Below are 14,852 nucleotides of genomic sequence, written 5' to 3'. Positions count from 1 at the left end.
CACCGGCGGCCACGGCGGGCCGCTGCCCGGCCGCGCCTACGGCAGCGCGCTCAGCCTCGAACGGCCGGACGACCCCCGTCGCGACGCCCTCTCGGAGGCCGCACGCCGGATCGGCGTCAACGAACACGCCTGGGCCGACGTCGGCGAGGCCTACGCGGTCCAGTCCGTCGCGGCCGCCGGCGAGCAGGGCCAGGCCAGCCTGGAGCACAACCACGCCAAGCCGCAGACCGGCGCCACCGGCGCGCACTTCGGCTACCACTTCGCCACCGTCGTCCTGGCCAGCGAGGACGGCACCCACCAGATCTCCCTGGAGAACCACGCCCGCGTCTCGCAGCGCACCCACCGCCACCGCCGGGCGGTCCACGCCAACCTCCGCAACCACGACCTGGACGACCTGCGGGCGACCGCCGCGCGGCTCCGCCGGGAGATCGAACGCCGGGAAGCGGACGCGGCCGACGGGCACCTCACGGAACTGCGCGGCTACCTGGACCTGACCTTCGCCCTGATCCGGGCGAAGCAGGCCCAGACGGAGGGGCACACCGCGGCAGCGGGCTCGCCGGAGCGCGCGGAGGCCGAGCGGAAACTGGAGGCCGCCGTGCGCGCCGCCGCGCACCGCATCGGCAGCCTGGAACCCGTCATCCCGGGCAAGCACCAGTGGTACATGCGGATGTACGCGAAGCGGCCCGGCGAGTCGGCCCACGACACCAACGCCGGACTGCTCACCGAGGGCCCCTCGGCCGAGGCCAACCCGCTCACCGCCGTCGTGCTCCGCGGCCAACAGGCGCTGCCGGTCTCCGTCACCTTCGACAAGGGCGCCCAGCGGACCCCCGAGGGCTCGCTCAACGCCATCCGGCACCTCGCCAAGGTGGTGGCCAGGACGGGCCTGTGGAACGCCACCAACGGGCTGCCGCTGCCGGACGTCACGGTCAGCGGGCAGCGCGCCACCCGCCTGGTCGGCCGGGACCCCGCCAAGGCGCGGGCCGAGGCGGTCGCGGACACCTTCCGCCGCGAACTGGCCGACGCGCTCGCCACGCTCCAGGCGGGCACGCCCCGACCGCACCTCACCGCCGACCGGTTCACCGTCGACCCGGTCTCGGCGCGCGCTCCCAGGGCGTCGGCCGGCGGCGACCCGGGCACCACCGTGGACATCACGGTCGACGACCACCGCGGCGGACCGCGCCACGTCGCCACCCGCGGCCCGAGCGGCAGCCTCAGGACGGGCGGCGGCCTGCTCGGCGGCTCCCGCGACGACGGCCTCGACCCCGTCGCCGAGCAGTGGCCCATCGGCCGCCCGGTCACCCTCGTGCGACCCCGCCACGGCGACACCGCCCCGGACGGCCCCGTCTCCGTCGTACCCGTCGGCGAGGCACCCGCGACACCCCCGCCCGCGCACCTCGGGGACAAGTCCCCGGCCACCGCCGCGGAACGACCCCCGGGGCGCTGGTACGCCTACACCCGGACCGCCGACTCCCGTGCGGAACCCTTCCGCTACGAGGTGGCCGACACCGGGCACATCAGGCTGCCCGACGGGACGGAGCTCCCGCCGGACGGATGGACGCGCTTCGGCCACGACTTCGTGCACCGGGCGACGGGCACGCTGCTGCGCGGCGACAGCGGCTGGATCGGCCGCATCGCCAACATGGACTCCCTCGCCCCGCGGCTGGCCGAACTCGACCCCGACCCCGTGCCGCACCGGATCGCGGCCGACCCCGAAGCCCTGTACGTGATACCGGCCCACGGCTCCACCGCCCTGCGCGTCCCGCTGACGCGGGACCCGGCGCCGCCCGCCGCCCGCATCGACGACCGGCCGCGGACCGTCGTGCGCTCCGCCTTCGACGTACGGCGCTTCACCCACGGCGGCGACACCGTCACCGACCTCACGGTGCGCCTCGCCCTGCGCCCGCACGGCGAAGCGACCGACGCCGTCACGGCGCGGGTGGCCGAGGGCGTGGAGCGGTTCTACAACCGGCCCGGCCACCGCCTCCCCGGCGGCGACCGGCTGCACGTCACCGTCGAGTTCGTCGGCCCGGACGACGACCCGCACCTCACCGTCGACCTGATCGGCCGCGACCGGCCGATGAACCAGCCGGCGTGGTGGGCCGACGCGGACCCGGAGGAGTACGCGCACGAACTGGGACACCAGCTGTTCCTCCGCGACGAGACGCCCGACGCGGCCAACCCGGACCGCCTCGACGCGCCGGGTAGCCTCCTCGGCGCCTTCCGCGAGCAGGCCCCCGACGGCCTCGCGCCGAGCGGGCTGCGCCCACGCCACCTCCAGCTGTGGGCCGCGGTCACCGGGGATGTCGAGCCGCACACCTCCCCCGAGGAGACGAGCTGGGCCGACGCCCGGGCCGCCGCGCCGGCCGAACGGCGCGAACCCGCCTGGGTCGACCCCGTGTCGCTCCCCGAACCCACCCCGCAGACCGGCCCGGACGGCGCGCTCCCGCCGTCGCTGCCCCCGGGCCGCCCGATGACGACGGTGCGGGAGGCACCCGAGGAGTCCGAGCCGTCCGACGACTCCGACGACGAGCCGGACTCCGACGACGAGGACGAGCAGCCGCGCTGGGCCGACACCGGCTGGCTGAACACGGTCTTCGGCCCCCGGTGGGACACCGTCCCCGGCGACCGGCTCAGGGAGACCTCCGAGGCACTGTTCGCGCTGGTGTCGACCGAGGCCGGCGAGGACCAGGAACCGCAGTCGCTGTTCCGCGCCCTGAACCGCGTCACCCGGCAGGTCCTGCACCTGCCCGGCGACGCCCGGCCGGGCCCCGCCGACCACCGGCTCCTCGGCTCCCTGGCACTCGACGCCTCTTCGGACGACCTGGAGACCACCGACGACCTCGCCCGCTACTTCGTCGAGCGGCAGATCGAGACCGGACGCGGCGCCCTGGACGAGGGCACCCTGCTGAGCGACCCGGCGGGGAACGCCGCCGGACGCGACTTCGGCCGCACGGGGCAGCACCCCGCCCCCGCGCCCGGCTCCTACGTCCTGCGCGGCACCGGCCGGGTCGTCGAACGGCCCGCACCGTGGCAGAACCCGTACGTGATCGTCGCCCGGGTGGCGGACGGCGCCGTCGAGGTCTCCCTCATGCCGGGTCGCACCTTCCGGGTGACCCGCCTGGACGAACTCGCGATGCTCATCTCCTACGACAGCCGGCGGCCCCGCGGCGCGGACATCGTCCTGGCACTGCCCCCGCACATCGCCGCGCCGCTCGCCGTCCTCGTCGCCGGCACCACGGGCCGTCGCGTCTGGCGCCCCGAGGCACCGGTCGCCGTGGCCACGCACCCCACGGCCGGGTCCCGGCTCGCCCTGGACCTGCGCGACGGCGACACGGGCGCGGGCTGGGCGCCGGTCGACCCCTCGGAGCGGGACGGCCTCCCCGGCGCCCGCGACCTGAGCAGCGACAGCGAGAGCGACACCGGCCCCGACAGCGACGACGACGGCGAACGCTCCAGCAGCGACGGCGACGCGGAGTTCGACCGCCTCGCCGACCGCCTCGTCCTCGAACGGCGGATCGACGAGCGCCGCACCCGGCCGCTCCTCACCCGCGACTACGGCGTCATCGACAAACACGGCACCGGCGTCCTGTTCACCGAGCCGCTCCCGCGGCACGTCGCGGAGGTCGGCGCCGGGGACGGCACCGGCGCCGAGGCGGACGCGCTGCTCCTGCCGAGCCAGGACCACGGCACCGTCCTCATGGCCGACCGGCCGCCGCTGCACATCTCCGAGGACCGCACCCTGGCGCTGCTCGCCGACGGCGAGGGCACCACCGGCCGCGGGCGCCAGGCGTACGCCACCCGCGCGGCGATCGACGCCTCGTCGGCCCGGCTGGCCGCGGCCGGAGCGGGGGTACGGCTGAAGGCCGACGAGTCGACGGGCGTCCTGCTCCCCCAGGAGGACGGCTCCTACGGCGAACCCCTCTTCCGGGTGGAGCCCGAGTTCCTGACCGCGTCCGGCTCCGCGGAACACGCCTTCACGCGGGACTTCGCCCAGATGGTGGCCGGCACCGGGCCCGCGTCCCTGTCCCACATCGCCTTCCGCGGCCCCGCCGGCGACACCGTCGCCACAGCCCCCGTGAACGGGCAGCACGGCCGCGAGGTCACCGGCACCCACCACCTGGCGCAGGCCCTGACGGAGGTCGCCGAGGGCACCCGCCCCGCCGGTGACGTCACCCCGCGCTGGGCCGCCCGCCGCACCGGCCTCGACCAGCGGTTCACCGGCGGTGTCGTCGGCGCCCCGACCCCCGGCGAACGCTACGGCGGCGCCCTGAGCCACGAACCGGCGGACAACCCCCGCCGAGCCCTCCTGTCCGCGGCGGCACGGCGCATCGGCGTCAACGAGCACGCCTGGGCGGGCGTCGGCGAGGGCTACCTGATCCAGTCGGTCAGCACCACCAACGACAGCGGCGCGCAGCTCTTCACCCACAACCACGCCAAGCCCGGCGACCGGGTCGGCCCGCACGCGCCCTACCACTTCGCACAGGTCGTCCTGGCCAGCGAGGACGGCACCCACCAGATCACGCTGGAGAACGAGACCCACTCCGGCGGCGGCATCCCGGACGACGAACTCGACGCGATCGTCGACGACAACCTCGACCGGCACGGCGGCGACGGCCTGACCCGCCTCGCCCGCGCGGCCGAACGGCGGCTGGCCGACGCACGGCGCGACGGCGCGGACGGCACGGAGACGGCCCGTCTGGACGACCTCGCGCGGGCCGCCAGGGCCCTGGCCGAACTCCACGACGCGGAGCGCATCCCGTTCTACTTCGACGAGGACCGGCCCGAGCACGCCCTCGCCCAGCGCGCCGCGGACCGGGCGCGCACCCGCGCCAGGGAAGCCGTCAGGGCCGCCGCGCCGGTACTCGGCCCCAAGGACCTGTGGTTCTTCCGGGCGTACAGCAAGCGGCCGGGGGAGTCGGCGCACGAGGTCAACGCGGCGCTGCTGTCCGAGGAATCCCCCGCGCTCGCCAACCCGCTGACGACGGTGGTACTCCACGGCCACACCCCGCGCCCCCACCAGCGGACGATCCGCTTCGCTCGCGAGCAGCACGGCCTGCCCGAGGGCGCCGACGGCACGATCGAAGCCCTGGCCCGGACGCTGGCCCGCGTGGGCCTGTGGAACCGGGCTCACGGCCTGCCGCTGCCGGCGGTCACCGTCACCGGCCACGGCAACCGCTCGCAGGCCCGCGCCCGCAAGCGCGCCGAGGCCGTCGGCAGGGAGCTCGGCGCCGGGCTGGCCCGGATCCTGGCCGCCTCGCAGCAGGGCGTCGCCGGAACACCCCTGGCCGTACGGGACTTCGGCCTCACTCTGGACGCCAAGCGGGTACGCGGCGCCTCGGACCCCGACGCGGGGCGCACGGTGACCGTCGACATCGACGACCACCGCCAGGCACCGCCGACACCGCCCGCCTCGCTCACCGGCGCCACGCTCCCGCGCCCGACGGGCGACGTGCCGACCGCCGACGTGCCGACGGACATCGCCCGACCCGTGGCCGCCCCGCCCGGGAACACCCGGCCGGCGACGCCCCAGTCCGCGGTGCCCGAGTCCGCGGCGCCCCGGTCCGAGGGCGCCGTCCCCAGCCGTGCCGCGTCCCGCGCGCGCAGCCGCTCCCCGCTGCCCGGCCCGGAGCACCGGAACAGCGCCGCACCGCCGTGGGTCATGGCACGCATCCGCTACGCCGAGGAGTCCCTCGCCTTCGACAAGCGGTTGGGCGAGTACCTGGCCGAACACGAGGCCGTGGTGGCCGAGTACCGCAAGATGGCGAACGCGGCGTGGAAGGCGGCGCGCGAGCGGCACCCCCACAGCCTCGACCTGTTCGGCGACACCAGCAAGTACAAGGCCGGCGTCGTCGGCACCTCCCGCCCCGCCCTGCAACAGGTGCTGCGCGGCGGCAACCTGCGCGAACTGGTGGCGCTGCTCTACGAGGGCATCTCCAAGGACTTCGTGCCCGACATGCTCGGCGGCCGGGAGGAGCAGCACCCCGAGATCGCCGAGGAACGGCCGAGCCGGCGGCAGCGCGAGACCCACGCCGAGTTCGAGCGGCGCGCCAAGGAGATCCTCGCCTCGCCGGACCTGACCCCCGCGCAGAAGAAGAAGGCGGTCGAGGAACTGGAGCGGTCGGTGACGATCCGGACCCGCCCGGAGGACGCGCGCCCGCCGCTCAGTGCGGCCGAGCGGCGCATCGCGGTCAACGAGCACGGACTGACCTGGCTGCCGGCGACGTCCCTGTACGACCTCGCGATGAGCGCCGGCTTCCAGCAGCGTTCCGAGTCCTCGGGCGGCCTGGTGGCGACCGGCACCGCCGGATCCACGTACCGCTTCATGCTGCACGCCGCCCGCATGCGGGACCAGTGGGGCGTCGACCTCGACCTCGGCCTGATCCGCGCCGGCATGCTGGCCGTCTCCCTGACGGTCGACCACCACACGTTCCACGAGGTGATGCGCGGTGCCCAGCTCGCCCTCGACGACATCGCGGACCACGACAGCGCCCTGGACTACACGGACAACCTGGGCAGGTACTGGAACATCCACCCCTTCGGCGAGCAGGAACTGCGCACCCATGTCGCGCGGGACGGACGCTTCCCCGACGAACACGCCGAGGCCCTCCGCGACGAGCTGGAGAGCGGGTCCGGAACCGGTACCCGCACCGCGACCGGCCTTCCGATCCGCCCGGCAGGGGCCCGCCCCCTCCACACCCGGCCCGCCACCACCGGCCTCAACAGCCCCCAGCCCCGGGAGTCGCACCGCACCAACCCGCTCGGCGACCCCGCGACGACGGTCCCCGGCGCCTCCTCGGGCGTCGCCACGCTCCAGGACGTGACGTCCGACGAGGCCGAGCGGCACCGCGAAGCCCTCCTCGACGCGCTGTACGGCCTCGGCGCCCTCGGCGACGTCGACCGGGACCGGGCCGCCGAGGCACTGGAGCGGCTGGACCGGCTGCGGGGGGCCGACCCCCGCCCGCCCGGCGGTTTCCTGGACCTGGACGCGATGGTCCGCCGGGTGCTGCTGCTCGGCCCCGCCGAGCAGGTGAACGCCGCGGCCCGCGGCGCCCTGGTACGGCTCATGACACTGCCCACGTCGACGGGGGCCACCTCCCTGGCCGCGCTGTCCGCCCACTACCTGGCCCACCGAGGCGTGTTCCACCCGGACTTCCGGCTCACCGACGCCCAAGGCCGCCCACGCGGCCGGAACTGGACCGGCCGCGCCCTGCCGGGCGACTTCGACGCGGGCAGCACCGGCCGGCTCCGGCGCACCCCCGACGGCACGACCGCCGACGGCGGCACCGAGGACGCTCCGTGGCGACCCGCACCGGGCGACCCCGACCCTTACCTCGTCCTCGCCGCCGGGCGGGACGACGCGGTCGTGGTGCGCGGGCTCGGCGGGTTCACGCGCTCCGTGCCCGGCGAGGTGCTGCGCGAACTGCTGGCCCTCGACCAGGACCTGGCCCACCGGCCGGGCGCGATCCTCCTCCACGTCGAACGACCCGGCGGCGCCTCCTCGGACCTGCCACGCACACTCGCCGACCGGCTCGGCCGACAGGTGTGGTCCGCCACCGGCCGGGCGGTCGTCGGACACCCGCCGAGCGCCCCGGACCGCTCGATGCTCCTGCTCCTCGACGAGGAGGGGCGGACGACCCGGGGCCAGTGGCTCGCCGACACACCCGCGGCCCCGGGCACCCCGCCCGGCGGAACGGATGACGACCGGGTCACCGCCCTCTCCGTCGCCCACCACGGCCACCGGTCCACCGGCTACATCTCGATGCCCCTCGCCCAGGAGGCGGACGGCGGCTGGTCACGGACACTCGAACACAGCCGCCTCGGATCGGTCACCTCCTACACCTACGTGCGCAGCGGCTATGACCACGGCAGCACCCCCGCCACCCTGCCCTGGGTCGAACTCGGCCTGCCGACGCCGTACTTCCCCAACAACCACGGCGCCCCGGGCACGGTCATGTGGCACACCCCGCAAGGCCCGAGGGAGGACAACGGGCCGCGGTTCGCGCGCACCCTCGCCCGCCGCCGCAGCCTCACCGCGCTCGCCCCCGGACACCCCGTGGTGCCGCTCATCTGCTACGCCGCGGCACGCCCCGGAATCGGCGGCGTCCTCGGCGGTGACATCAGCGGACCGCTGCCCTTCGTGCCCGACCCGCTCGCGGTCGTGGCGACCGGCCAGCACATGGCGAACGAGACGGGCCGCACGGTGTTCGCGACCGTCCTTTCCAACTCGGTCGGCCCGGCCCGGCACAACGATCCCGAGACATACGTCAACCTTGTGACCGACGCGCGCGGCCGCGCTCACCGGTGGGTCATGTTCCGGCCGGAGCCGGCCGGCGAAGCGCTCGACGGGCCGGCCCGCGAGGCCGCACTGCACACCGGTACGGGCGCCGCCCCGGACGCCGTACGGGAGCGGACCCTGCGGCTGGTGCGGGCGCTGCGCGAGATCTTCGGCCCCGCGGTCGACGACAGCCCGGAGTACCCGGTACTGCTGCGCGGCATGGGCGCGCTCGACCTGATGCACGAGGCCGACCCGGCCCTGAACCGCGACGGCGCGCGCCGCTTCACCCTGGACCTGTACGAGCGGATCCTCGGCCGGCACCGTTCGGCCGGACTCGCCCCGGGGCCGGTACCGCCGGTCACCCCGGACGACCACCGCCGCCTCCTCACCGAGGCCGCCGGTCGCCTCGACGCCGGGCAGCGGGGTCCGCTGAGCGACTGGCTCGCCCTTCCGCACCTGGCCCACCTGCTGGCGGGCCTCGCCGCGTCCCCGCAGCGCGAGCACCTGGCCCGGCAGGTCCTCGGACTCGACGCCACGGCACCGGTCGGCGAGACCGAGTGGTCGCGGCTGGTGTGGGCGTCGTTCAAGGTCGCCATGGTGACGAGCAGGGTGGACCGCGGCGTGTTCGCCGCCGCCGTGCTGCACCTGCCCGCCCCCGACCCGGCTCGGTTCGGCGAAGCGGTGACCGTGGCCCGGCAGGCGGCCGCCGTGGGCCGCGACCCGCGCCGGATCCACGAACTGGCCGCCCACCACCTGGAGCAGCAGGGCGCACTGGCACCGGAACGGCTGCTGAGGAACGCCGACGGCACCGCATGGGGCCGGACCCTGGACGGCACGGACCGGCCTTCGGGCACCTTCGACCCGAGCGTGATCACCCTGCTCGGGCGCGGGCCCGACGGCTCACTGGTCCCGGTCGGCAGCGAGCCCGCGCCCTGGGTGACGCAGCCGGGCCGCCCCACCCCCTTCGTCTACGTCGCCGACGGCGACGCCGACGGGCTCGTGCTGCCGGGCCCCACCCCGGCCGCGGTGCCCGCCCGGCAGTTCGGCGAACTGGTCTTCCACGACGCGGAACTGCTCGGGAAGGCCGGCAACACCGAGGTGATCGCCGTGGTCCCGCACGGCAGCCCGGCCGGAACCCGGCCGCCGCGGGGCAGCCTCCCCGACGAGGGCACCCGCAACTCGGCCCGCAACTGGTGGACCACCCGCGGCGCCACCACCCTCCACCACGACCCGGCGACCGGCACCTACACCGTCGCGATGCTGCCCGGCCCCGACGGACAGCCGGCCCCGACCGGCACCTGGGACCGGACCGGCCGCCCCAAGGGCGACCCGGCGGCCGACGCCACGGGCCCGGTCGCGCCGACCACCAACTCCGCGCCCACGCACCGTACGGACGCGCCGACAGAGCCCCTGTCCGGGCCCGCCGGTGCCCTCGCCGCCGCCTGGGACGCCCATGCGCGGGCGTTGGCCGCACTGGGACGCGCCACCACCGAGGCAGCCACGACGGAGCGGGCCGGCGGCGACGAGACGGCGGTCGCGGACGCCCGCGCCGAGGCCGACGCGGCGCGCCTCGGGCTGGAGCACGCCGAGGCACGACTGCGGACCCTGGGCACCGCCCCGGAGACCCTGGGCGCGGCGCGGGAGGCCGAGCGGGGGAGCGGGGAGGGCGCCGCGGCGCCCTCCGTCCCGGGGGACGCCGACGCCCGCCGCTGGATCGCGGACCGGCTGACCGGGACCGACCTGCCGCCCGCGCAGTCGTCCCCCGCCGAGGACGAGACCGTCGGCCCGCGCGACCTGGAGGCGGCGGGCATCACACTCTCCGTCGGCCTGCGCACCGAGATGGCGCTGCGCGGCGACGACCGGCTCCCCGCTGCCGCACTGCCACCGCTCGACCTGGCCCGGATCAGGATGACCGGCCCCGGTGCCTGGACGGCCGCGTCGGACACGGCGGCCGCCAACGCCGCACGGCGGGTGTGGGCGCGGGCGTACGCCGACTTCGTCGCCGCGGCTCCCGAGGGCTCGGACGAGGCCGACACCGTGCGTGCCTGGGCCGCCGCCGTGGTCCTGGTCCTGCCGGCCGAGCCGCACGAGGCACGTGCCGACTACCGGTACGCGGGCGAGGCCTTCCAGGAGGCGGTACGCCGGGTCGCGGACCACGCGCTGACCGGGCCTACGGACGCCGAGTCCGCCGCCGAACTCGCCGACATCCTCCGCTCCGACCTGGGCCTGCGCCCGCGCTGGACCGCGCCCGCCCCGGACGCGGTGTCCCCCGCCGAGGGCACGGCGGGGGACACCGCGTCGGACGATCCCATCCCGGACACCACCAGCCTCGACCTCGCGGAGGACTCCGCCGAGGGCACGGCGGCGGACACCGCGGCCGACCTCGACCTCGCCGTCCTGGCCGGCGCGGACCTCGACCACGTCGACCTCGCCGGCCTCGACATCACCGCCTTCGACTTCACAGCCTTCGCTTTCGACCCGTCCGGCGACTCGCCCGCGTCGGCCCCCGCCACCCCGGCCCCCGCCACCCCGGTCCTCACCGCCCAGGCCCCGACCGCGCTGGACGCGGCCGACGGGCAGACGGAGACCGCCGCGCCGGAAAGCGCCGCCAAGGCCCGCTCCTCGTCGGCGGGGGACCCCATGGAGGGCGTGGAGACGACCTCGGCTCCCGCGCCCGCGCCCCCACCTCTTCCCGCCCCCGCGCCCACCACCCTCACCCAGCCGCTCTTCACGGGCCCGGTGGCCCCGGCGCCGTCCGCGCTCCCTCCCCGTAGCCTCGTGGCGTACGCGCGCGAGGCGACGGCCCCGTCCGCGACCGGCCTGGAGACCATCGAGCGGCTGGCGCACCAGGTGGCCGCCGCCGGACTGCACAACCGCCGGGAGGGCTGGGCCCCACCGCGCGTCGAGGTCACCGGCTACGGCGCCGACGGCCAGGGCAACCGGGGCCTGAAGCGCGCGACGGCCGCCCGCAACCACTTCGTGCGACAGCTGACGCAGGCGCTTCGCCGGTTGCAGCAGCACCTCCCCGCCGACGCCCCGCGCCTGACCGCCCAGGACTTCCGCGTCAAGGCGCTGGCCATGAACCGGGTGCCCGACGACTGGACCGGCACGGGCGCCCTCGCCGGCGTCGGCCGGGCCGACCTGGGACGGCAGGCGACGATCCGCGTCGTCCAGGCGCCGGACGCGGCCGCCACGCAGACCCTCGACGCCCTGCGCCGCCGCCACCGCACCCTGCGCCACGGCCCGCTGGACGTCGCCGCCCTCGCCGCCCGTGTCCTGCACCTCGCCCCGGGCACGTCCGTGGACCAGGACATCCGCGAGGCCCTGTTCGGGCTGGTGAACAGGGCCGCCGCGGCCGGTCGCGCGACGAGCCTGCCGGCCCTGGCCGCCTTCCACCTCACCGAGCTGGGCGTGACCGGACCGGGCCGCGCCCGCCACTTCACCGCCGGGGGCCGCCGCGTCCCCGGCCTCAACTGGGCCCCGGACACCAGCGAGGCCGCCGAACTGGACACCACCCGCAGCGACGTACTGGAGGACACCGGGCCCGGCCCGTACGACATCGCGGAGACACGGCCGACCCCCTGGCCCCGGGGCGTCACCCCGTACGTGGTCGCGGCGGGCGGGCGGCACGACAGGGTGGAGGCACTGCTGCCGGACGGCTCGACGCGGCACCTGGACGTCGACGAGTTCGTGGAGCTCGTCGCGGCGGACGTGGCACGCGAGCGACTGCCGAAGGACACGCCGATCGTGCTGGCCGTCCCGTTCGCCGGTGACCAGTACCTCGACCTGCCGCGCACGCTCGCGGACCGCACCGGCCTGACGGTCTGGGCGCACAGCGGCGAGGTGACGCTCAGTTCGGACCAGGGCGTGAGCACCGTCGACACCATCCGGCGCCCCGGGGCCCCCGCGGGCGACTGGACCGCGAGCGGGCCCGGCCTGGCACCCGACCCCGACGAGGACGTGCCGGACTGGTACCAGCAGGTGGCCACCCGCCCCATCGTCAGCGCGCTGACGGGCCGACAGATCGGCCGCGCCTCGCACCACGCCGCGGAGTGGGCGACCGCCTTCGAGGACGACGACCGCCACCTGGACCGGATGTCGACGTACGTCCACTACTACCCGGCCACGGGGCGGATCTCCGCCGAGCACGAGCTGCCGCGTCCGGGCGCGGAGAGCGCCGCGTACCGCCTGGACGCGCACGGTTCGCCCGGCCGCCTGCACCTGGCGATGAGGGACGGCACCGTCAGGCCGGTCGACGAGCGGGAGGCCGGGCCGTGGCTCAGGCGCCGCAAGAGCCTGTCGACCCTGCCGAAGGACCACTGGATCGACTTCGTGGTCTGCTGGAGCGGCGTCCCCGGGGACCGCACCGTCCCCGTGCCGCCGAACACGGCGAGCGACGCCTACGCCGGCCCGTTCGTCCCCGACCCGCTGAGCAGCCTCTCCCTGGGCCAGCAGCTCGCCACCTCCACGGGCCGCGGCGTCCGGCTGTCCTACGGCTCGCAGGGCACCCGCAGCCACGACGGCCGTTACACCCGCACCCTGTTCGCCGACGCGCAGGGCCGTCACCGGGCGTGGGCCCTGTTCCGCCCCGACCCCGAGGGGCCCGACCTCGACCGGCTGGCGGCGGTCGCCGGCCTGAGTCCCGGCGGCGGCGAGGTCTCCGACGAGATGCGCGCCGGAACGCTGCGCCTGGTGCGGGCGCTGCGGCTGACCTTCGGCCACGACGTGGACGACGCACCCGACTTCGCGGAGCTGCTGCGCGGCGTGGCCGCCGTGGACCACATGTGGCGCGGCGACACGGACTTCGACGCCGCCGGGCCGTTCACGCTGGACCTGCTCAACCGGGTGGTCGCGGCGCACCCGGAGGCGGCGTCCGGCGTGGACCGGGCGGTCGTGCGCCGCGTGCTGGCCGCGGCGGCCGACCACTGGGCCGCATGGCCCGGTGACGACCTGGTGGGCTTCGTGGAGGTTCCGGCGATCGAGGCCGCCGCGCAGTGGATGCGGGGCGGCGACCTGGAGGACGAGGCCGTGACCGCCCTGGACCTGTCCGGCCCGCACGAGATGGGCGAGCCCGAGCGGTCCCGGATGTTCTGGGCCCGGGTCAAGGCCGAGGAGATCCTGAGCGCCCCCGGCACGAACCTCGACACCCGCGTGCCCAAGGTGCTCCACCTGCCGCCCGGCACCCGGCCGAACGGCTACCGCGGCACCCTCCTCGACCTGCTCACCCGCGCCTTCGCGGCGGGCCGGGACGCCACCGACCCGGACGTGGCGGCCGCCTACGACCTGGACGAGTCCGGGGCCTACGCCACCACCGGCGTGCGCACCACGGGCGGCGACGGGAGCGGCGACGGCCGCGACTACACCGCCGAGCGGACGCCGGCGACGGTCGACCTGGCCCGGTTCGGCACACCCAGCGGCATGACGGACACGCCGTGGGCGGACCGGAAGGGCCCCGCCCCCTACCTCGTACGGGTCACCCCGGACGGCAACGCCCCCGACGTCCTGGAGCTGACCTTCGACGGGGAGACGTACCGCGTGCCGATCGGCGAGTTCCTCGAACTCCTCGCGCACGACACGTCGTTGACGGGCAGGGAACTGGACGTCCCGGTCGTCCTCGCGTTCTCGGCCCACGACGGCGACCCCGGCGACCTCGCCGAGCGGATCGCCCAGCGCCTCGGCCGCACCGTGTGGTGGACCGGCTTCCCGGCGGACCTGTCCCCACCCGGCGCCCCGGGCAAGCCGTTCCTCACCCTGCGGACGACGCCGGACGGTGCCGAACCGGACGCCGACGCCTGGCAGAAGGCCCGCCCCGCCCAGGCCACGGCCCCGGGCGACGCACCGCGCCCGATCCAGGCACCCCTCGCGAGGCCCGCCGCCCGGCCCGGCCCGCACCCCGACGACGATGACGACGACGTGAGCGAGGCCGCCGCCCCGCCCGCACCGACAGAACACGGGACGAGAGGACGAGATGAGTGAGCCCGGCGCCAAGACGCCTGCCGCCGCCGACACCACCCTGGACCCCGCGCCCCCGGAGGAGTACGTCCGGGCCGCCGGACTCGCCCCCGACCACTGGCTCTACCTGCCCGACCCCGCCTGGCAGGGCGAGGGACCACCGCCCGACTGGGCCGTCGTCGGCCAGTGGCGTTCCGACTCCGACGGGACGATCGTCGAGTGGGAGGACAACCCGGAGTACCGGCCGTCCCCGGAAGCGATGGGCTGGCCCGAGCCCGCCGACGACATCGACCGCGCCATCCAGCTGGCCACCACCGGCTACGGCCCCGCCGAGGCCGTCACCGAGGCCCTGTCCGGCGCCGAGGTCGCCGTCCTGGTCACCGCCGACGGCGAACCGGTCCGCGCCTCGGCACCCGACGGCACACCGGTGGTCCTCGCCTACACCTCCCCCCGCCACCTCCACGCCGCCGGCCGCCTGGCCTTCGCAGAGCTCCCGGTCAGCGCCCTCCTCGCCCGCGTCCCCCCGGACCACGGCCTCTACCTCAACAGCAGCGCACCGGTCGGCATGGTGCTGCCGACGGACGGCCTCGCCGCACTGCTGGAAGGGGGAACACCGCCGGAATGA

General features: G+C 76.4%; 2 protein-coding genes (1 of these 2 cut by a window edge). Both read left to right on the top strand.

Annotated features, from left to right (window positions below):
- Positions 1-14,251, top strand: partial view of a lonely Cys domain-containing protein gene (locus ACGF5T_RS17095; RefSeq protein WP_366767028.1) — the final stretch only. The gene continues 14,561 nt to the left of window position 1, outside the view; 14,251 of the gene's 28,812 nt are visible here — the last part of the coding sequence; its start codon lies beyond the left edge, outside the window; it ends in the stop codon at positions 14,249-14,251.
- A complete protein-coding gene (locus ACGF5T_RS17090; protein WP_366767027.1) occupies positions 14,244-14,852 on the top strand; it encodes a type VII secretion system-associated protein in 609 nt (202 codons plus the stop codon). Before ACGF5T_RS17095 ends, ACGF5T_RS17090 begins: the two co-directional genes overlap by 8 nt.

This window comes from Streptomyces sp. NPDC047853 (assembly GCF_043204535.1).
Classification (GTDB): Bacteria; Actinomycetota; Actinomycetes; order Streptomycetales; family Streptomycetaceae; genus Streptomyces.
The sequence above is the reverse complement of the archived record's forward strand: the minus strand, read 5'-3'. Positions and strand labels throughout refer to the sequence as shown.